Source organism: Lachnospira hominis (ex Hitch et al. 2025), from assembly GCF_040096395.1.
In the GTDB taxonomy this organism is placed as follows: Bacteria; Bacillota; Clostridia; order Lachnospirales; family Lachnospiraceae; genus Lachnospira; species Lachnospira hominis.
In genome coordinates this window covers 64,137-84,207 of the sequence record NZ_JBBMES010000011.1, presented here as the reverse complement: position 1 = coordinate 84,207, position 20,071 = coordinate 64,137, and the positions used below count along the sequence as shown (strand labels likewise).

General features: G+C 36.9%; 23 protein-coding genes. All 23 read right to left on the bottom strand.

All coding sequences use genetic code 11. From position 1 onward, the window contains the following. Positions 1 to 11: 11 nt before the first annotated feature. Positions 12 to 773, bottom strand: a complete 762-nt coding sequence (locus tag WMO38_RS10390; protein WP_021866032.1) for a FliA/WhiG family RNA polymerase sigma factor — start codon at positions 771 to 773, stop codon at positions 12 to 14. Between the two features lie 28 nt (positions 774 to 801). Further along, entirely contained in the window at positions 802 to 1,098 is a 297-nt protein-coding gene (locus WMO38_RS10385) for a hypothetical protein (RefSeq protein WP_349162572.1), read from the bottom strand. Between the two features lie 19 nt (positions 1,099 to 1,117). Beyond that, positions 1,118 to 1,603 carry a chemotaxis protein CheD gene (locus WMO38_RS10380; RefSeq protein WP_021866034.1) on the bottom strand — a complete coding sequence of 162 codons (486 nt, stop codon included), beginning with the start codon at positions 1,601 to 1,603 and terminating at the stop codon, positions 1,118 to 1,120. A gap of 39 nt (positions 1,604 to 1,642) precedes the next feature. Beyond that, a complete protein-coding gene (locus tag WMO38_RS10375) occupies positions 1,643 to 2,269 on the bottom strand; it encodes a chemotaxis protein CheC (protein WP_021866035.1) in 627 nt (208 codons plus the stop codon). Positions 2,270 to 2,291: 22 nt separating this feature from the next. Continuing rightward, positions 2,292 to 2,759 carry a chemotaxis protein CheW gene (locus WMO38_RS10370; protein ID WP_021866036.1) on the bottom strand — a complete coding sequence of 156 codons (468 nt, stop codon included), beginning with the start codon at positions 2,757 to 2,759 and terminating at the stop codon, positions 2,292 to 2,294. 30 nt (positions 2,760 to 2,789) lie between these two features. Then, complete coding sequence (locus WMO38_RS10365) at positions 2,790 to 4,901, bottom strand: chemotaxis protein CheW (protein WP_349162582.1); 2,112 nt, start codon at positions 4,899 to 4,901, stop codon at positions 2,790 to 2,792. Between the two features lies 1 nt (position 4,902). Then, complete coding sequence (locus tag WMO38_RS10360) at positions 4,903 to 6,021, bottom strand: protein-glutamate methylesterase/protein-glutamine glutaminase (protein WP_349162571.1); 1,119 nt, start codon at positions 6,019 to 6,021, stop codon at positions 4,903 to 4,905. Further along, positions 5,996 to 6,730: a flagellar brake protein gene (locus tag WMO38_RS10355; RefSeq protein ID WP_349162570.1), complete on the bottom strand. Its 735-nt coding sequence runs from the start codon at positions 6,728 to 6,730 to the stop codon at positions 5,996 to 5,998. The genes WMO38_RS10360 and WMO38_RS10355 overlap by 26 nt, the downstream gene beginning before the upstream one ends. A gap of 1 nt (position 6,731) precedes the next feature. Then, on the bottom strand, positions 6,732 to 7,616 hold the full coding sequence (locus tag WMO38_RS10350; RefSeq protein WP_021866040.1) for a MinD/ParA family protein: 885 nt from the start codon (positions 7,614 to 7,616) through the stop codon (positions 6,732 to 6,734). Further along, entirely contained in the window at positions 7,616 to 8,917 is a 1,302-nt protein-coding gene (gene flhF / locus WMO38_RS10345; protein WP_021866041.1) for a flagellar biosynthesis GTPase FlhF, read from the bottom strand. Before flhF ends, WMO38_RS10350 begins: the two co-directional genes overlap by 1 nt. A 1-nt stretch (position 8,918) precedes the next feature. Then, positions 8,919 to 10,958 (bottom strand): flagellar biosynthesis protein FlhA, encoded by a 2,040-nt coding sequence (gene flhA / locus WMO38_RS10340; protein ID WP_186837036.1) that lies wholly within the window; start codon positions 10,956 to 10,958, stop codon positions 8,919 to 8,921. Between the two features lie 86 nt (positions 10,959 to 11,044). Further along, positions 11,045 to 12,169 carry a flagellar biosynthesis protein FlhB gene (gene flhB, locus WMO38_RS10335; protein ID WP_349162568.1) on the bottom strand — a complete coding sequence of 375 codons (1,125 nt, stop codon included), beginning with the start codon at positions 12,167 to 12,169 and terminating at the stop codon, positions 11,045 to 11,047. Next, positions 12,166 to 12,945 (bottom strand): flagellar biosynthetic protein FliR, encoded by a 780-nt coding sequence (fliR, locus tag WMO38_RS10330; RefSeq protein ID WP_349162567.1) that lies wholly within the window; start codon positions 12,943 to 12,945, stop codon positions 12,166 to 12,168. The genes flhB and fliR overlap by 4 nt, the downstream gene beginning before the upstream one ends. A gap of 43 nt (positions 12,946 to 12,988) precedes the next feature. Further along, complete coding sequence (fliQ, locus tag WMO38_RS10325) at positions 12,989 to 13,258, bottom strand: flagellar biosynthesis protein FliQ (RefSeq protein ID WP_349162566.1); 270 nt, start codon at positions 13,256 to 13,258, stop codon at positions 12,989 to 12,991. A 167-nt stretch (positions 13,259 to 13,425) separates the two neighbouring features. Beyond that, positions 13,426 to 14,223 carry a flagellar type III secretion system pore protein FliP gene (gene fliP / locus WMO38_RS10320; protein WP_021866046.1) on the bottom strand — a complete coding sequence of 266 codons (798 nt, stop codon included), beginning with the start codon at positions 14,221 to 14,223 and terminating at the stop codon, positions 13,426 to 13,428. Positions 14,224 to 14,238: 15 nt separating this feature from the next. After that, entirely contained in the window at positions 14,239 to 14,613 is a 375-nt protein-coding gene (locus WMO38_RS10315) for a flagellar biosynthetic protein FliO (RefSeq protein ID WP_021866047.1), read from the bottom strand. Next, a complete protein-coding gene (locus WMO38_RS10310) occupies positions 14,613 to 14,975 on the bottom strand; it encodes a response regulator (RefSeq protein ID WP_021866048.1) in 363 nt (120 codons plus the stop codon). The genes WMO38_RS10315 and WMO38_RS10310 overlap by 1 nt, the downstream gene beginning before the upstream one ends. A 123-nt stretch (positions 14,976 to 15,098) precedes the next feature. Then, positions 15,099 to 16,421, bottom strand: a complete 1,323-nt coding sequence (gene fliY, locus WMO38_RS10305) for a flagellar motor switch phosphatase FliY (RefSeq protein WP_349162563.1) — start codon at positions 16,419 to 16,421, stop codon at positions 15,099 to 15,101. Positions 16,422 to 16,423: 2 nt separating this feature from the next. Further along, positions 16,424 to 17,407, bottom strand: coding sequence for a flagellar motor switch protein FliM (gene fliM, locus WMO38_RS10300; protein WP_021866051.1), 984 nt, complete (start codon positions 17,405 to 17,407; stop codon positions 16,424 to 16,426). A gap of 61 nt (positions 17,408 to 17,468) precedes the next feature. Then, positions 17,469 to 17,996 carry a flagellar basal body-associated FliL family protein gene (locus WMO38_RS10295; protein ID WP_021866052.1) on the bottom strand — a complete coding sequence of 176 codons (528 nt, stop codon included), beginning with the start codon at positions 17,994 to 17,996 and terminating at the stop codon, positions 17,469 to 17,471. Positions 17,997 to 18,027: 31 nt separating this feature from the next. Continuing rightward, complete coding sequence (locus tag WMO38_RS10290; RefSeq protein WP_349162562.1) at positions 18,028 to 18,834, bottom strand: OmpA family protein; 807 nt, start codon at positions 18,832 to 18,834, stop codon at positions 18,028 to 18,030. After that, complete coding sequence (locus WMO38_RS10285; protein ID WP_186837031.1) at positions 18,834 to 19,631, bottom strand: motility protein A; 798 nt, start codon at positions 19,629 to 19,631, stop codon at positions 18,834 to 18,836. The genes WMO38_RS10290 and WMO38_RS10285 overlap by 1 nt, the downstream gene beginning before the upstream one ends. Positions 19,632 to 19,661: 30 nt before the next feature. Then, positions 19,662 to 19,877: a flagellar FlbD family protein gene (locus WMO38_RS10280; protein ID WP_021866055.1), complete on the bottom strand. Its 216-nt coding sequence runs from the start codon at positions 19,875 to 19,877 to the stop codon at positions 19,662 to 19,664. Positions 19,878 to 20,071 lie beyond the last annotated feature (194 nt).

Below are 20,071 nucleotides of genomic sequence, written 5' to 3'. Positions count from 1 at the left end.
CCCCATTAGCCTCAAGCTAAAATTTCCATATAATCCCCTAGTTTTTTACGCATTTTATTAAGTGCCTTTGTATGTAACTGAGAAACCCTTGATTCAGATACATTAAGGACAAGACTGATTTCTTTTAAAGTCAGATCTTCATAATAATAAAGCGTAACTACATTTTTTTCTTTTTCTGTCAGCAGGTCAAGTGCCTCAACAAGCATCTTTTTCAATTCTTCTTTTTCGACTACATCTTCAGGTGTCTCAAATCTTGTATTGTTAACTGCCTGTATGCCGGACTCACTGCCCTCTTCCGTATACTCATCAAGGGAAATAAGATTTGACATTTTAGTCTGTCCCTGCCAGTTATTAAGTTCTTCTATTGAAATCCCAAGTTCTGCTGCAAGTTCTTCATCTGTTGAAGTTCTCCCTGTTTTCGCTTCTATAGCAGCCATCGCAGCATTAATTTTTTTCTGTTTCTGACGCAGCGAACGTGGAATCCAATCCATTTTTCTTATCTGGTCTAATATCGCACCTCTGATTCTGAGACTGGCATATGTTTCAAACTTTACATTTTTGCCATAATCATATTTATCAATAGCATCAATAAGTCCAAATATACCATATCCAACCAGATCATCGTATTCAACATTATATCCAAGATACATACTGAGTCGCCCTGCAACAAGCTTAACAAGCTGTGCATACTCTAAAATCAGTTCATCTCTTAATTCTGTATCATGCGTCTTTGAATACTGTTGCCAAAGCTTGTCTCTGCCTGCTTCATCCATTAATGCCGCCCCCGCAATTCATCATTCTTTATTTTTGCTCATTTTTTTCTGACTGGTTATCAGCTTTTTCATTACTGTCTTCACTTGGTGAATCATCCTGTGAAGACTCTGTATCCTGAGATTCTTTATCTTTTTCCTTATCGTCACTAAATGCTTTGTTAAGTATTACTCTTATAATAATTCCCAAAATATAAAACCCTGCCATCACTAAAACAAGTATCCATAAAAATGATTTAAGAGAATACTTATTAACTATCATCACTACACTCGTCACAAATCCGGCAAGCAGAGTTATTATTGCCGGAACATTACGAAATTTTTTCATAAGCAGATACCCCTGAGCCTTAAATTGTCTTGACTGGCTTTCCTACAGATTTTATAACATAATCTCCTGTTTCCGAATAAAATTCAACTGTACGGCCATAATTAAGTCCACAGTCTTCTGCCAGCAATCTTATGTTATATTCTTTTAATTTCTTTTTTGCTGCTTCTGCATTACGTTCACCGACTCGCAACGAATCATTTGTAGTCGTCATGGCAAACATCTGGGCACCTCCGGCAATCTTTGCTACAAGTCTGTTTTTATTTGCCCCAAGTGCAGCCATTTGACGTATAAGTTCATCAATTCCTGTATCTGCAAATTTAGCAAGATTAGAATTATTTCTTATCTGTGTACTGTCCGGCAGCATGCAATGCAATAATCCGCTGATTTTAGTTACAGGATCATATAAAGCCACTCCAACGCATGAACCTAATCCAAGCGTTGTCAATGCATCGGGGCATTTGCAAACTTTCAAGTCGGCCATTCCGACTTTAATCATATTTCCCATTTTACTCTTTCCAATCATTTAAACAACTTATCAACCATATTACATTCCAAGCGAAGTCAGAATTTTATCATATGATTCCAATTCCGGTATAAGTAGAAAATAACCTGTAACAAAATCATCTTCGCCAAACTCTGACTGAATCATCAGCAGCTTATCACCATATTTACCAAATTCAATGGCTGGAACGCTAAGCAGTGCACCAAGCATGTCAATAGAGAGTGCCGGAACAGATGATACCATCTTCATTCCGGTAAGTCCTGACAATGCTGATAAATATGAACCGGAAACTATATTTCCAATTTCATTTAAGGCAGACATTTCCATTTCAGAAAAATCTGCCATCCCATTTTCATCTTGATGAACATCCCGCATCATAAGTGAGTTTACAAGATGATGAGCCGACTTCATATCAAATAAAAACATCATCATTCCATCGATATCCCCCTGTATTTCAAGGAGAATACCTACAACTGTCTGTTCCTCAGAACCAATAAATGACGAAATATTGTCAAATGGGAGTAATGCAACATTAGGTACTGACATATCAACCTTAATATTAAGCATTGTAGCAAGTGCCGTTGTTGCATTTCCGGCTCCAATATTTCCAATTTCCTTTAAAACATCAAACTGTGAATCTTCCAGTTTTTCAAGATCAATCTTTGACATCAGGCACTCCCTTCTTAAATCATCAGCTTTCTTCTATTAATGCAACAATATCAAGAAGAGAAATAAGCTCGTCATTGCTCTTGCCTATCGCACTGATATATCCTGAACCTACAAGAGAACCTGAACGTGCAACAGTTTCGATATCTGTGCTTTCAAGTGTTACAACTTCTTTTACCTGGTCAACAATTACACCTATTGTTGCACCATCAACCTTGATAATGATAATTCTCGTCTTATCTGTATAATTATCATCTTCAAGACCAAGTTTGAGACGGATACTCATAACAGGAATAATCTCACCACGAAGGTTAATTACTCCTTTATAGTATGACTGTGCCTTTGGCACTCTTGTGATTCTCTGATTTCTTACAATATTATCAATATACTGGATATTAATGCCATATTGTTCATTGCCAATCTTTACAACTATATACTGAACAGCATCCATTGCTTCATCTGATGCTTTTTCCATTGTTTTTACTTCTTCCATAGATAGCCACCTAACCTTTCCGGATTTTTATCAGACAAGAGTATTTGCATCAATAATCAAAGCAACAGAACCATCACCTAAGATAGTTGCACCGCTTATCATCTTATTAATGTTGATATACTTGCCTAAAGATTTAATTACAATTTCCATCTGTCCAATGAGACTATCTACAACAAGCCCAGCCTGCTTATCTCCCTTGCTGACGATGACAACAGTAATATTTTCCTGTTCTTCCTGTTCTCCCGGTACATCAAGAAGCTCTCTGAGACGAATAAGCGGAATAACATTTCCACGAAGATGTATTACTTCTTTTGCATGTACATATTTTATCTCACTTACAGGAATATCTTCAATTGTCTGAATTGAGCCAAGAGAAATAGCATATTTTTCATCTCCGAGCTTAACCATAAGTGCCTGAATAATTGCAAGTGTCAATGGAAGTCTTATAATAAATGTACTTCCTTCACCATATACAGACTTAACTTCAACATCACCGCCAAGTGCTTCAATCTTTGATTTAACAACATCAAGTCCTACGCCTCGGCCTGATACATCAGTAACCTTATCGGAAGTTGAGAAACTTGGTCTGAAAAGCAGATCTATTATTTCTTTATCAGACATTATTGCAGCCTGTTCTTCTGTAATATTTCCTTTTTCTATAGCTTTACTCTTTACTTTTTCAATATCAATACCATTACCATCATCACGGACTTCAATAACAACATTGTTACCATCCTGATATGCATCAAGGAAAATAGAACCAACTTCGCTCTTTCCTCTTTCTTTTCTGACTTCGGCACTTTCTAGTCCATGGTCAGCTGAATTCCTTAACAGGTGCATAAGAGGATCACCGATTTCATCAATAACTGTTCTGTCAAGTTCTGTATCTTCACCTGACATGTATAATTCCATCTTTTTATCAAGCTTCTTGCTCAAATCTCTTATCATTCGAGGGAACTTACTTACTACGCTCTCGATAGGCATCATACGTACCTTCATTACTGATTCATGTAAGTTTGTTGTTACTCTCTCAAGATATTCAATCTGTTCATTAAAGCTCTGGTTAATGCTCTCTGAGCCTTCTTCACTGCTTGCTGAAACAAGACCATTCTTCGCAATAATAAGCTCGCTGACAAGATTCATAAGCACATCAAGTTTTTCAATATCAACTCGTACAGTATGTCCGACAGGTTTTGCTTTACTATTGGCAGTCTGCTGTTTTGCACCTGCCGGCTTCTTTGAACCATTAGCATCTTTCTTATCATTTGATGGCTGTGCTTTTGAAGCCTGCTTAGCTTTTTCTTCTGTCTTTTCTTCTTTTGGCTCCTCTTCGGTCTTTTCTTCCGGAAAAGCCTTCGTTATTTCTTCACCATCAGCATCTTTGATTTCAGATACATTCTTAATTATCTTGATGATATCATCAAAACTTTCCTCTGTTAAAATAACAATCTGAAAATCAAAATCGAACTTTTCATCTTCGATATCCTGTACTGAAGGATCTGATTTTATAATGTCTCCATGTCCTTCAAGATTCTTAAATACAAGAAAAGCTCTTGCAGCTTTAAGTATACAATTTTCGTCAACTGTTACTTTAATCTCGTAAACATGCATTCCTTTTTTAAGTGCTTCATTTACCGCATTCTTTTCAAAATCAGCAAGTTCCATGCTGATACCATGTTCATCTGCCTGAAGTTTCTCTGCCGGTGCAGATTCTGCCTGTTGTTCCTGTTTTTCTTCAGCCGGTGCAGCATCTTTATTTTCTGATGCAATAAATGCATTGAGTGCCTTAATTATAGGCTCATTATCATTAGTTCCTTCATCCTGTGTCTCCTGAATATTATTAACATATTCTTCAAGAGCATCAAGGCACTGAAATAATACATCAACAAGGTCTGATGTGACCTTCATATTACCATTTCTTACTTCTGAGAATACATTTTCCATATCATGTGTGAGATTCTGCATTCTCTTATAGCCCATAGTTCCTGCCATACCTTTAAGAGAGTGTGCGGCACGGAAAATTTCATTAATTGTATCGCTGTTTTCAGGTTCTTTTTCAAGAATCATTAACTGATCACTAAGGCTCTGTAAATGTTCATTTGATTCATCAATAAATATCTCTAAATACTGGCTTACATCCATGTTAAGATACCCCCACGTTCTTCGTAATTGTTTCTGCCACGCTGCCCAAAGGTACAACTTCATCAACGAGGCCTGTCTGTGCTATTGCTTTCGGCATTCCATAAACAACACATGTATCAGCATCCTGTGCAATTACATGCAGTTTTTTATGATGGGCTGCCAGACCCTGTATTCCTTTTGTTCCGTCCGCTCCCATACCTGTAAGTACAACACATGTTATCTCATCATACTGGCAGTTTTCGAGCGACTCATACATTACGTTGGCACACGGTCTTAATCCGTCTATGGCTGGCTCGTCACTTAACTTAATACAATAATACGTGCCTTTTTTCACGACCCTCATGTGCTTTCCGCCCGGTGCAATATATACCGCACCATTTTTTAATATATCACCTTCCTGAGCTTCTTTTACTTCTACTTCACTTATCTCATTAAGACGCTGAGAAAGAGAAAATGTAAATCCAGCCGGCATATGCTGTACAAGCACAACCGGTGCATCCAGGTTCTTAGGAAGATAAGGAATAACCTGCTGTAATGACTTAGGACCTCCTGTAGAACATGCAAGTGCCACAATCTTTTTCCTGCCTGTCTTAACGCCAGTAAAATTCCCCGGCTCCAGCTTTCTTGGCATAACCACCGGCTTCGGTTTTGCCGGTCTTACTACGCTTCCCGGCTTTGCAAAAGAGGTTGTTCTTAAATCAACTTTGCTTCTGTGGCTTCCGGTTGCAAGATCAAGCATCTTGTGAATATTGTTCTTAAATGTTTCACCCTTTGTCTCAAGATAATTTTCCGGCTTTGTTACGAAATCAAACGCTCCAAGTTCAAGTGCTTTTATTGTTTCTTTTGCACCTTCTTTTGCAACAGTGCTGACTACAATAACTGTCTGCTCTATTCTGTTCTTTTGCAGCTTTTCAAGCAGTTCCAGTCCATTCATCTTAGGCATGTTAATATCAAGGATAACGGCACTGTAAAGATGAGGATTAGATACTATTAAATCAAATCCTTCTACGCCATCTCTAGCAATTGCCGCAACTTCATAATCACCGCCTGAGTTAATTATATCAGATATAACTCTTCTCATGAGTGCAGAATCATCAATTACCAGTATTTTCTTTGCCAAAATGCTCTCCCCTTTCCTTTCTTTGAATTATACGCTGCTGTTCAAATATATATTTGACAACAGTCTCCCTTAATTCACGGGAAATACCTTTAAACTGTATCCTGTTATCATAACAGTCTTTTCTGTTTGGAGATTCCAATGACAGAATTACTCTTCCGACAACTTCAATATCTCTATTACCTATATTCATCTCCACAGGAAAGCGGATATAAATATAATTATTCTTTTCAAGCGGCTTATCAGTCATAATTCTTAATCCGCCGCCACTTATATCGACAATAATGCCCTTGTCAACATCCTGTGTATCCTCAGGCACAATATTATCATGCTGAAATCTTAAAAGTTCCGTATCTGTAAGCTTTCTGAAGTATCCTTCAATAGTACATGGAAGACGATAAAACTGTCTTCTCTGGAACTTTTTAAGTTCCGTTGTACATTCAACTTCCATTATATATATATTACCTTCTTTACCTCTTTCAGTAACAAGAATCTCACAGCTGAAAATACCTTTTACTGTATAAAAATATGCATGCATCCTGCTTCCAGGCTCAATTGGTACTATGTGGCCTTCACTTATAGGCATTGCCGCAACAATTTTTTCATCTTTCATATCAAGAATCTGGCTCACATATGTGACTGCGTCGTCATCTTTATTCTTTTTAATTTTACTTAATTCGATTTTGTTTCCCACGCTCAAAATTCTATCCATATCAATCTCCATTTTTCATTTTTCTTGAAAATACATTTCTGAAGAAACTTCTTACACCTGCATTCTGCGATACTGCATGACCTGTTTCAAGTGTACTCACTATATTTTCATAACATCTTGAAGCTGGTGAATGTGGATACATAATTGTTACAGGTTTCTGGCTCATTACAGCTTTTGTCATATTATCATCATAAACCACATGACCTAAATATTCCATCTTAATATTAAGGAATTTAGTCACAACTGAGTTGAGCTTTTCATACAGATTTCTGCCCTCTTTCTCATTAGAGACGCGGTTTGCAAGCATCTTTACTTTATTTACAGATGAATCATATGAATCTGTCATGCTGAGTGCTTTAAGAAGTGCATATGAGTCTGTTATAGAAGTCGGCTCCGGAGTTGTCACAAGCACTGTTTCAGGTGATGCAAGTATAAATTCCATTACAGCGGGTGATATACCGGCTCCTGTATCTATGATTATAACATCTGCAAACTCTTCTAGCTGTGACAGCTTTCCGACAAGATTTTTTACCTGATCTTTATCAAGATTGACAAGTTTTGCTATTCCAGAACCACCTGATATAAATCCTACACCTTCAGGTCCTTCTGTTATAATATCTTTTATATCCATGCCGTTAAATATAAGGTCACCCATGTTATATTTCGGAATTACGCCAAACATGACTTCGACATTGGCAAGTCCAAAATCCGCATCAAGTATTATTACTTTCTTTCCCATTTTCTGGAACTGAAGAGCAAGATTAATTGATGTATTTGACTTACCGACACCACCTTTGCCACTCGTAACTGTTATTACTCTGGCATTAGTAACAGTTCTCTGATTCTGAAGCTTTATTATATTTCTAAGTGTTTCTGCCTGATCCATTATTCACTTCCTCCCAGCAATTTCCTTGCTAAAGCCTGTTCGTCAATAAGTTCAATATCATTAGGCACATTCTGTCCATATGTTGTATACGAAAGCTGTGCACCTGTAAGCAGTCTTACATTAAGTATATTTCCGAGAGAACACGTCTCATCAAGTTTTGTAAATATAATAGACCAGTTGTTAATATCTTCATATCTCTGTGCTATATTTACCAGGTCTTTGTATTTTGTTGTTATACTAAGAACAAGATATATCTCAACGTCAAAATTGTCTTTTAACTTTTCGGCTTTTTTGAGCATATCGCTAAGCTCATCCATCTGTTCTTCACATTTATGTGAACGGCCTGCCGTATCGACAAGAATCAAATCATAATTCTTATATTTATCAAGTGATTCTTCAAGCTCATCGGCACTATATATAACATCTACGGGGCTGTCAATAATTGAAGCGTATGTATTGAGCTGTTCAACTGCCGCTATTCTGTATGTATCTGCCGTTACAAATGCCACTCTGGCATATTCTTCAAGTTTGAATCTTGAAGCAATTTTTGCAATTGTAGTTGTCTTTCCTACTCCCGTAGGTCCGATAAAAAATACAACTTTAGGTTTATCACCAAGTTCAATCGGTTTTGGCTCACCAAGTTTTAAGATAATTTTCTGATATACAGCCGACAGGATACTATCAATATTAGACTCTCTTTTTAATGAATTCTCTATATCTGCCATTATTTCATCAGCGAATTTTTCATTCACTTCATTGTCAACAAGTTTTTTGTATATCAGTCGTATAAATTTCATATTGGCATTTTCACGTTCTTCTACAGCTTTTTTCCCGGCAATGCGTTCAGCTGCAATGTCATCACGCTCTTTTTCATCATCAACCTGCATGCTGTTCTTTCTGGATGCACCTGCATTAATCTGGCTCTGTAAAAGGCTGTGAAGCGAATCGAGTTTCTGTTCTATAACAGCCGACTCACTTGAAACTGATATTTTCTCATCTGCTAAAAGATTAAGACCGCCTGCAGGTCTTGAAGATATATCAGGCTGCTTATGCATATTTCCCGCATATGATGATGCTTCAAAAGCTTTTCCAAACTCTTTTGCACCTGTGTTTGCTTTTTTCGATAATTCTTCTTCTTCAAGTGCCGCTGTTACTTCAACAACATCCTTTTTAAATAATTTTAAAATTCCTCTCTGCTTAATAGTTTTCACATTTAAAACTACGGCATTATTTCCCAATTCTTCCTGAGCCTTTAAAATAGCATCTTTTTCTGTTTCGCCCTGAAATTTCTTAACTATCATCTTATTCTGTCACCATCCCTACTGACTGTAATTCCACATTTGATTCAACTTCATTATATGAAATCACAATTATATCTTTTATGTAATCCGAAACAAGTTTTTTAAAATAAAGTCTTACTATCGGAGATGTAATTACTATCGGATTCTTGCCCATATCTTCAAGTTTCTTAATTGCATCTTTAAGACTGGCAACAATTTTTTTTGTTTTTTCAGGGTCAAGTGTAAGATATGATCCCTGTTCTGTATTCTTTACCGAACCCATAATATCCTGTTCAACCGCCGGATCGAGAGTAACAACATTAGTAACTTCGTTCGGTGGAAAATATTTTCCGGATATTGCACGCTTCAGGCTCTGTCTCACATATTCCGTAAGAATATCTGTATCTCTTGTAACCGGTGCATGATCTGCAAGTGTTTCAAATATGGTTACAAGATCCCTTATTGATATGCCTTCTTCAAGAAGATTCTGAAGAACTTTCTGGATTTCACCAACACCAAGAAGTTTAGGCACAAGCTCTTCAATAAGCGTTGAATTGTTTTCTTTAATATTATTAATAAGATTCTGTACATCCTGACGTGTAAGAAGTTCAGCAATATGCTGTCTGATAACTTCTGTCAGATGTGTTGCAATTATTGATGGCGGGTCAACTACTGTATATCCAAGTGATTCAGCACGTTCTCTCTGACTTTCTGTTATCCATATTGCCGGAAGATGGAATGACGGTTCAAATGTAGGAATACCTGTAATCTCTTCCTCAACATATCCCGGATTCATAGCCATATAATGGTCAAACAATATCTCACCTTCACTCACCTGTATACCTTTTATCTTAATTACATACTGGTTAGGATTGAGCTGGATATTATCCCTTAAACGGATAATAGGCACTACAGCACCAAGTTCCAGGGCAACCTGGCGTCGTATCATTACAACTCTGTCAAGAAGGTCGCCCCCCTGATTGACATCGGCAAGAGGAATAATACCATAACCAAATTCCAATTCAATAGGGTCTACATTAAGAAGACTGACAACGTTCTCCGGCTTCCTGATTTCCTGTGCTTCTGTCTCCTCACGTTCCACTTCTTCCTCTATCTGTTCTTCACCCTTCTTATCTCCAAGCTTTCTTCCTGCAAGAATAAGTGCTACACCAAAAGGAACAAATACATATATAGGAAGTGGCGTAAATACACCTAATACTGTAAGAGCACCACCAACCATCATAAGAACCCTGTCCATTGAGAACAGCTGTCCAACAATCTCATCGCCAAGTTCACCATCACTTGATGCTTTTGTTACAAGAACACCAGTTGCAAGAGATATAAGCAAAGATGGTATCTGGCTACAGAGTCCATCACCGATTGTAAGTATTGTATACTTTGATAAGGCTTCATTGATACTGAGTCCGTTATACATCATGCCCATTACAATACCACCGACAATGTTAATACCGGTAATAATAAGACCTGCAGTGGCATCACCTTTTACATACTTTGTAGCACCATCCATTGAACCAAAGAAACTGTTTTCAAGCTGTAGCTTCTTTCTTCTTTCAGCTGCTTCTTTATCTGTGATTGCACCTGTATTAAGGTCAGAGTCAATTGCCATCTGCTTGCCTGCCATGGCATCGAGCGTGAATCGTGCTGTAACTTCAGCTACTCGCTCTGTACCTTTATTGATAACTATAAACTGAATAATAACGAGAACTATAAATATTATGGCACCGATAACAAGATTGCCGCCGCCTACAAACTTTCCAAATGTATCAACGACTTTACCGGCATCACCTTTAGTAAGGATAAGCTTTGTTGAAGATACATTGAGGGAAATTCTAAAAATAGTTGTAAATAACAACATTGTAGGAAATGATGCCATATCAAGCACTTCTTTTGCATATAACGCATTAAATAATATAATAAGTGCAACTGCTATATTGAGTGCCAGAAGAATATCAAGCAGCCATGATGGGATTGAAATAATAAAGAAAATAACCGCAGAGAGCAGATAAATTCCAATAAACAGGTCATTTTTCTTAATCTTCATATTTCTTTCTCCCTTTCATCATCTTTTTTCGTCATAAACTGACATCATAATATTTTACCATGAATAATTTATTTATTCAACTTAATTTAAGTCAAATCAGGCTGTAACACTCTTGCAAGAATCTCAGCAACCGCCTGGTATAACTCAGGTGGTATTTCCATACCGATATCAACATTATGATAAAGAATTCGTGCAAGTGGTTTATTTTCAACAATTTCAATATTACATTCTTTCGCTTTTTCTCTTATCTGAAATGCCAGGTAATCAGCACCTTTGGCAATTACAACAGGAGCCATTCCGCTGTCAGGCTCATATTTTAATGCAACTGCAAAATGCGTCGGGTTTGTAATTACAACATCCGCCTCCGGAAGCTGCTGCATCATACGTCTCCTTGAAATCTCCTGCATTTTTCTTCTAATCTGACCTTTTACCTGAGGATCACCTTCAGAATCTTTGAACTCATCTTTAATTTCCTGCTTTGTCATCATTGTATCATTTTTAAACTTTATTCTCTGATAAACAAGATCAACAAAACCTATAACAAGGAAAATCGCACTTATCTTTATACCCAGATCTACAATAATATCGCCAACTGCGGCGAGGGCCTGATAAAGTGTAATATCATAAAATGTAAGAAGAAGTCCAACTTTTTTTCTTATAGTCACAAACACAACAACGCCTATAACTATCATCATTGCAATTGACTTTAACAGTTCAAAAAGCTGCCTGAATGAAAACAATCTTTTAAATCCACTGATAATACTCAGCTTACTGAACTTCGGTGTAAGCGGCTTTGATGTAATCATCCATTTCTGCTGTAAAACATTGCCAAGTATTGCAATTACAACAGCTATCAAAAATATCGGAAGCGTAATATTAAGCACATCCATAAAAACATTTTTTACTGCTGAAGCACCAAGTGCTACCGTAAGTCCATCCGAGCTTGAATGAACAATAAGTTCAAAACTGTTATAAAATTCCTTGAATGAACTTATGAAACGCTCTCCCATTGTTCCAACATATATTTTAATTATTATAAAAAGCGACATAAGTGATACTGCCATTATAATATCTTTGCTCTTTGCAACCTGGCCTTCCTTACGGACATCATTAAGCTTTTTACTTGTAGCCGGCTCTGTTTTTTCGCCGCCTGGTCCGTCCTTGGCAAAGAACTGCAGATTATAAGAAATAAGAATTCTGTTCTCTGTCATGGGCTCATCCCCCTTACGAGTGAAGCCATAAGCGTTTTTATCTCATCTTCAATAAATGTCGATACTGCCGGCATCATCACTATTGTAAAAAAGACAGCAAATATGCCGACAAATATTTTAAGCTGCATTCCAACAACAAACATATTCATCTGTGGTGCAATCCTTGCAAGAATTGCAAGAATAACATTCAGAAGCAGTATTGCAGAAAATACAGGAAGTGCAATTCTGAAGCCTATGACAAAATAATCTGACATAAATCCAATTATATCATTATAAATAGATGCAGAAAACTTTACCTGTCCTATCGGAATGACATTATATGTCTCAACAATAGCAGAAATCAGATATCTGTACAGGCCTGATACCATCAGAAGCAGAAGAAGTATATAGTAATAAAAATTACCAAAAATACCAACCTGCACATTAGTCGTCGGATCCATAATCTGAGCCATTGCAAGACCTGTATCCATATCTATCATTTTTCCGGCAAACATAATAATCTGGACGCAAAACGATGCCATTGCACCAAGAATAAGACCAACTGCAACTTCCTGCAGGACAACAACTGCATAACCTATAATGCCGGAATATTCCACTGTCATATCCGCCTTAACACTATATACAAGAACTGTTACAAAAAAAGCCAGTCCAATCTTTGTTCTTCTTGGAACATTAGCTGTATTAAAAAAAGGTGCAACATATATGAAAGATGCAATACGCATAAGTATCAAAACAAAAATTTCCAATTGTTCCAATGCAACTTCATATTGAATCATTGTTTTACTACCTTTCCATTTTCAAATTTAAAAAACAATACTTTCACGATATATACTGACTGAAGCTGCCCCATAAGGTATTCATAAAAGCAACTATCTCGTTGAGTATCCATGTTCCCATCACCATAATTCCTATAAGAATTGCGATAAGTTTTGGAACAAATGTAAGTGTCTGTTCCTGAATTGACGTAAGTGTCTGAAAAAGGCTTATTATAAGACCTACAACCATCGAAACTAATAACAGCGGCACAGAGGTTTTAACTATTACCCAGACCGTTTGTCTTGCAATTGTGATAATATCTGAACTACTCATAAACTTTCTCCCTGCTGTTCCGGCAAACTATGAGAAACACGCTCCGCGAGTTTCTCAAGTTATCGCGGCAGTCGCCAAGGTCTCGTGCAAGCACGGACTTTGGCTCGTTACACGCGTAAATTAAAGAATATGCCTGTGCTGTAACGCACAGGCACATATAATAATCATTAATTAAATGTTGACATAAGATTTCCTATTATAAGATTCCAGCCATCTGCCATTACAAACAAAAGAATTTTAAATGGTGTAGAAATTGTCGTTGGCGGCAGCATCATCATACCCATTGACATAAGCGTAGACGAAACAACCATATCAATAACAATAAATGGCAGATATATAAGAAATCCAATTATAAATGCAATTCTTAATTCACTAACAATAAAACTCGGTATAAGAACCTGAAGTGGAATATCATCTTCAGATTTAACTGAACCCTCCTCAAAATCAGCTATTTTAAGGAATGTATCCAAATCTTTTGTTGAAACCTGTTTAAGCATAAACTTTCTTACAGGCACAACACCTATATCAAATGCTTCCTGTGCTGTAATCTCATTATTAGTAAGCGGCACAACTGCACTTGTATATACTTCATTAAACGTAGGTGCCATAATAAAAAATGTCAAAAATAAAGACAAACCTACTATTACCTGATTAGGCGGCACTGTCTGTGTACCAATAGCAGCTCTTGTAAAATGCAATACAATAACAATTCTCGTAAATGAAGTGAGCATCATTAATATTGATGGTGCAAGCGACAGAACTGTAAGTACAAGCAGCATCTGAAGCACGCTCGCCATATCTGAACCTTCACCTGATGAAATACCAATACTTATCAAATTGTTATTACCATCTCCATCAGCTGCAAATGTATGGCTTACCATAAACATACATATTGCAAAAAAAGCTGACAATCCTAATGAAACTCTAAGAATTTTCTTCTTATACTTCTTTAAAAAATGTAACATATTGCTGATTCCTGCCTAGTCCTGCGGCTTGTCTTTCTTAAACTTTTCTAATATCGCATTAAAATTTTCGGATTTTAATTTAGAAGAATTGTTTTCCCTGTATATTAAATCCTCTTCATTTACCTCACATAAATATGTAATAGTATCTTTACAGACTGCAATTGCAAAACACTTAGTTCCTATCTTAATTATCTGTAAATATTTAGTTCCAGATATTTTCATGGTCTCAAGCACTGTAATATTGCTTCCGGACATTTTCTCTTTTTGATAATTGCCCACCCACTTTGTGGCAAAATATGTAAGTGCAAGTACAAATGCAAAAATAAGAACAAGTGTAATTAATTGTGCAAATGCTTCAAGTCTGCTGCTTCCTATTGCAAGCATTGTCATTATCCGACAACCTTCCTTACAGCTTCAATAACTCTGTCTGCCTGGAAAGGCTTAACAATGAAATCTTTTGCTCCAGACTGAATTGATTCAATAACCATAGCCTGCTGACCCATAGCTGAACACATAATAATAGCAGCATTAGGATCGCTTTCTCTTATCTTCTTGAGTGCCTGAATACCATCCATTTCAGGCATTGTAATATCCATAAGTACAAGGTCTGGCTTGAGTTCGGCATACTTTTCAACTGCTTTTGCACCATTCTCAGCCTCTCCTGCAATGTTATATCCATTCTTTGTGAGAATATCCTTAATCATCATTCTCATAAATGCTGCATCATCACATATTAAAATATTCTTTGCCATATTTTATTTCTCCTATCTTTTACATTCACTAAGATAATTCGATTACATTATACAACATCCCAGTGTGTTTTCATACTGTTTTTTTCTTAACTTTTTATTTATATTTTTAAATTCACTTAATCATTACTGTTCTTTAATAATTTCTGTTATTCTTACACCAAAGCTTTCTTCAATAACAACAACTTCGCCTTTAGCAACATATTTGCCATTTACAAGTACATCAATTGCCTCACCTGCAATTTTATTAAGTTCAACAATTGTACCTGGTGCAAATTCAAGAATATCTTTTATTGATTTCTTTGTTCTGCCAAGTTCAACAGTTACATCAAGAGGAACATCCATAATTAAATCGATATTTTCTTTTTGTGAAAGAGCATTAACATCACCGGCAAACGGCTGGAATGCTGCCGGAGCAACATTGACATCCTGCTGTGGCACTGCAGACTGTCCCTGCATAGGTGGATAACCATAGGCCATAGGCTGTCCCTGCATAGGTGGATAACCATAAGGCATTCCCATCTGCGGATAACCATAAGGCATTCCCTGTGGTGCCTGTGCTGACATATCAGGCTGTGGTGCAGCAGGTGCTGGTGCTGGCTGTGGGGCCGGTGTTGGCTGTGGGGCTGGTGTTGGCTGTGGTACCGGTTCTGGCTGTGCAGGCTGTGATTCAACATTAGCTGATGAACTGCCATTTAATTCCGGTGAAAAAAGATTGAGAAGCTCTTTTGCAAACTCTATCGGATAGAGCTGCATAATCTCACTATCAATCAGGTCGCCAATCTGCATCTTGAATGCAACCATAACAAACTGACCTTTTAAAAACGGAGGAAGGTCATCTATTGAATCACTATAAGTTTCCACCATATTTGCAATTGGTGGGCTAATATCTATTTTTCTGTTAAACATTGATGACATTGATGTTGCTGCTGAACCCATCATCTGATTCATTGCTTCACCAATAGCACTAAGATGCAATTCTGATAATGGTTCATCATCATCAACCTGACCTGTGCCACCCATCATCAAATCTGTAATAATTTTAACATCACGTTCTTTTAAAATAAGAACATTATTACCATCTATTCCTTCTTTATATGAAATCTGCAACATAACACATGGTCTGTCATATTTAACAGACAGTTCATCCCATGTAGATACCTCAACTGTAGGTGTTGTGATATTCACTTTCTGATTAAGTAAAGAACTAAGTGTCGTTGCCGCTGTTCCCATACTGATATTGGATATTTCACCAACCGCATCCTTTTCGGAATCAGAGAGAACAAACTGCTGTTCATTCTGTGCTGACGGTGTATTGTTATTATCCTCCTGACCAGCCGCATTCTGTGCATTATTATCTGCACTGCTATCGGTTGTTGAAGAATCACCGCTGCCTGATGCTCCTGCAAGTAATGCATTTATCTCTTCCTGTGACAGCATTCCATCCATCCTTATTCACTCTCCTCTCTGATAACCTCTGTTACCCTAACTGCATATTTATCATCAGAATATCCCGGCAATGCCTTAAATTTACGGATATTACCAACAAACACCTCAAGCTCTTCATCAACCTTACGATTGATTTTTATTATATCTCCAACCTGAAGGTTTGCAAAATCTGACACATTAATTGTGCTATTTCCAAGCACAGCTTTTATAGGAATCATTGCTCTGCTGATGGCAGTTTCAATTGTATCCTCGTATGAATGTTCATCTTTTTCTTTCATCGTTGAGAACCAGTATTTAGTATTAAGTTTATCAATAACCGGTTCAAGTGTATCAAATGGAAGACATATATTCATAAGTCCTTCCACATCTCCAATTTTAATATTAAGTGTCACAATCGCAATTGTCTCACTTGGAGAAATAATCTGGGCAAACTGGGAGTTTGTCTCAATTCTTTCCAGACGTGGAGATATACTTACTACATTCTCCCATGGTTCATGGAAAAGATTAACACATATTGAAAATATTCTTTCCAATATTGACAACTCTATTTCCGAAAAATCTCTCTCTTTATCAAGTGCCTGACCGACTCCTCCAAGGAGCCTGTCTACAATAGCAAATCCAAGATTTGATGCCATCTCCATGATTACATTTCCTGACAAAGGACTCATGCTTATAACACCGAGCAGTACCGGATTAGACAATGCATTAGAAAATTCCGAATAAATAACCACTTCCGAATTCACAACATCTACCGTTACAGACTTTCGCAGATATGCCGGAAGATTGGTTGACATAAGTCTGGCAAAATGTTCGTATATAATTTCCAGTGTTCTTAAATGTTCTTTAGAAAACTTAGCAGGTCTTGCAAAATCATAATTTTTCACCTGTTTTTCTTCCGTGTTTTTTGCTTCGTCAATATCAAGCTCGCCACTGTTTAAAGCCTTCAAGAGGTTATCAATCTCACTTTGTGAAAGAACCTCACCCAACTTCCTCACCTCCTTGTACAATTCATAAGCTTAAAATTCATCTGATTTTTTAATTATGTAATTACTGTACAAGAATTTCAGAAAGTGTTACTGAACAGATTGCTTCTGTCTCAAACTGATCCTGTAATGTAGACAACAGATTTTTCTCAATTGTTGTCTTATTAGTAGTTACTGTATTATATGAATACTTTAAAGCCTCATTTGTTATCTGGCTTACAATAAGCTTCATGCCATTATTAATGCTTGTTGACTTTGTAGAATAATCTTTTGCTTTCTTATTAAGTCCAAGTGTAACTTTAAATACAACATAATGTGTCTTACCACTGTCTGTATAAGACACTGTTATATTGGTGCTGTCACCGCTTTTAACTTCAACATATTCAATATCGTCAATATTAACAGCACTTCCTGTCTGTGAGCCATTGGCTGCATTCCCTGCCGCATCTAGATCAATAATCTCACCAACTTTTTTAATCAGATTATTTGTCCTGTTGTTAGTTGAGACCAATGAAAATGTCAAAAGAACAGTCAGCACAAGATTAATAAGAACAAGTGCAAGAGTAATGACATTCAGCATACTTTTTTTCATAAAAACGTTCCTCCGCAAATTTTACAGTTTTCTAACTGTTATATGTATTATATATTTTTATCTCTACTCTTCTGTTCTGTGCCCTGCCATCAGCAGTAGAATTAGAAGCAATAGGGACTGATTCACCTCGTCCCGATGACATCATCGTTGCCGGGTCAAATCCTTTATTATTAACAAGATATTTGAAAACGGAATATGCTCTTTTCTGTGACAACATCATGTTATCCGGGAACTCTGCCGTATTGATTGGAACATTATCCGTATGTCCTTCAATTATAATCAGATTATCATTATACTGATAAATTGCATCTGCAACTTTTTCAATCAGATTAACAGCTTCTGATTTTAATTCAGCTCTTCCTGAATCAAACAAAATACCACTTCCAAGATTAAGTTCTACATACTTGCTTGTTGCTGTAATCTCGACTTCATCCAGAACATTGGCTTCTTTCAATGCATCTTCTATGGCATCTGCCATCTTTTCAGACTCCTCAAGTCCTGCTTTTTCAACTTCTTCAAATGCATCCTTTGATTCTTCCTGCTCCTGTGAATAATCACCATCAGAATTAAGCCCCATATTATTATACTGTTCTGCTATCGCATTAAGCTGGCTTGCACCACTTCCGACAAGTATACCATCATTATTGATAGCTGAACCGCCACTAGGAAGCACATTAAATGCAGCCGAAAGAGAGGCCGACAATTCCTGAAACTTTTCCTGGTCAACATTAGACATTGCAAACAGGAGTACGAAGAAGCACAACAGCAGATTCATCAAATCCGAAAATGTGTTAAGCCAGAGCTGTGCAGGCTTTTCAGGATCTGCTCTTTTCTTCATTATGCTTCACCTCCAGCCTCCGAATCTGACACATTGCCTCTTGCGTCAGGTGAAAGGAATGATTTGAGCTTTTCTTCAATAACTCGTGGGTTTTCACCTGCCTGAATTGAAAGAAGACCTTCTATAATAATCTCTTTCATCTGATACTCATTATTATTAATAAGTTTCAGTTTATTTGCAATAGGAACACAAAGCCAGTTAGCAATCAACGAACCATACAGCGTTGTGACAAGAGCCACCGCCATGTTAGGTCCTACAGATGCCATATCATTTAAGTCTGCAAGCATGTTAATAAGACCAACCAGAGTACCAATCATACCCCATGCAGGACCTAATGCAGCCCAGTTATCATAAAAGCCTGCAATCTTTTTATGTCTTGCATCCATATTATCAAGTTCTGTTTCAAGAATACCTCTTACAAGTTCAGGTTCTGTACCATCTACAATAAGAAGAATACCTTTTTTCATAAACTCATCATCAAGATTACCTGCAACTTCTTCCAATGCAAGCAATCCTTCTTTTCTGGCAACATTGGAAAGTTCAATAATCTTTCCAATAAGCCCGCCATAATCAAGCTTAGGATCCTTAAATGCAATCGTAATACCTTTAAGACATGTGATAAGTTCCTTAAATGTGTATGAACCAATCATACCAGCAATCGAACCACCAAATGTAATAATAAATGAAGGCAAATCCAAAAAGCTCTTAGTAATAGCACTGATATCCGCACTTGATATAATACCGAACACTACCATTACAAGACCTAAAACAATACCAACGAGTGTAGCTAAATCCACTATGTAACACCATCCGTTCTTAAAAATTTATCAATATGTTTGTTCTCTATAATTAACAGGAGAATTAACAAAAATTCTTCTTTTATATTCTACTACTTTATCTACAATCTCTTTGCTCTTTTCCTTTACAATAAACTTTGTGCCGGTCGTAAGCGTTATCACCGTATCCGGTGTCTCTTCCACTGTCTGTATCAAATCAGCATTAATAATCAGCGTGGAATCATTAAATCTTGTCACACTTATCATAGACCCTCCCATAAATAATATACATTTCTCATTGTTTCGTGAAGTCATATTTTAGTACCAAAAACCGACAGGTACCTGATATATGCACTATGTATATTAAAACACTTTTTTGCATTTATTGCAACAAATCATGCTAAATTTAAACAATTTTTCCCATTAAAAATGTCTGATACCATAAATATGGCTGCGGACAC

Coding starts and splice junctions, on each gene's coding strand:
- WMO38_RS10390 (WP_021866032.1), bottom strand. CDS start 773: ATGGATGAAGCAGGCAGAGACAAGCTTTGGCAACAGTATTCAAAGACG.
- WMO38_RS10385 (WP_349162572.1), bottom strand. CDS start 1,098: ATGAAAAAATTTCGTAATGTTCCGGCAATAATAACTCTGCTTGCCGGA.
- WMO38_RS10380 (WP_021866034.1), bottom strand. CDS start 1,603: ATGGGAAATATGATTAAAGTCGGAATGGCCGACTTGAAAGTTTGCAAA.
- WMO38_RS10375 (WP_021866035.1), bottom strand. CDS start 2,269: ATGTCAAAGATTGATCTTGAAAAACTGGAAGATTCACAGTTTGATGTT.
- WMO38_RS10370 (WP_021866036.1), bottom strand. CDS start 2,759: ATGGAAGAAGTAAAAACAATGGAAAAAGCATCAGATGAAGCAATGGAT.
- WMO38_RS10365 (WP_349162582.1), bottom strand. CDS start 4,901: ATGGATGTAAGCCAGTATTTAGAGATATTTATTGATGAATCAAATGAA.
- WMO38_RS10355 (WP_349162570.1), bottom strand. CDS start 6,730: ATGGATAGAATTTTGAGCGTGGGAAACAAAATCGAATTAAGTAAAATT.
- WMO38_RS10350 (WP_021866040.1), bottom strand. CDS start 7,616: ATGGATCAGGCAGAAACACTTAGAAATATAATAAAGCTTCAGAATCAG.
- flhF (WP_021866041.1), bottom strand. CDS start 8,917: ATGATAGTTAAGAAATTTCAGGGCGAAACAGAAAAAGATGCTATTTTA.
- flhA (WP_186837036.1), bottom strand. CDS start 10,958: ATGAAGATTAAGAAAAATGACCTGTTTATTGGAATTTATCTGCTCTCT.
- flhB (WP_349162568.1), bottom strand. CDS start 12,169: ATGACAGAGAACAGAATTCTTATTTCTTATAATCTGCAGTTCTTTGCC.
- fliR (WP_349162567.1), bottom strand. CDS start 12,945: ATGATTCAATATGAAGTTGCATTGGAACAATTGGAAATTTTTGTTTTG.
- fliQ (WP_349162566.1), bottom strand. CDS start 13,258: ATGAGTAGTTCAGATATTATCACAATTGCAAGACAAACGGTCTGGGTA.
- fliP (WP_021866046.1), bottom strand. CDS start 14,223: ATGTTACATTTTTTAAAGAAGTATAAGAAGAAAATTCTTAGAGTTTCA.
- WMO38_RS10315 (WP_021866047.1), bottom strand. CDS start 14,613: ATGACAATGCTTGCAATAGGAAGCAGCAGACTTGAAGCATTTGCACAA.
- WMO38_RS10310 (WP_021866048.1), bottom strand. CDS start 14,975: ATGGCAAAGAATATTTTAATATGTGATGATGCAGCATTTATGAGAATG.
- fliY (WP_349162563.1), bottom strand. CDS start 16,421: ATGGATGGAATGCTGTCACAGGAAGAGATAAATGCATTACTTGCAGGA.
- WMO38_RS10295 (WP_021866052.1), bottom strand. CDS start 17,996: ATGAAAAAAAGTATGCTGAATGTCATTACTCTTGCACTTGTTCTTATT.
- WMO38_RS10290 (WP_349162562.1), bottom strand. CDS start 18,834: ATGAAGAAAAGAGCAGATCCTGAAAAGCCTGCACAGCTCTGGCTTAAC.
- WMO38_RS10280 (WP_021866055.1), bottom strand. CDS start 19,877: ATGATAAGTGTGACAAGATTTAATGATTCCACGCTGATTATTAATGCT.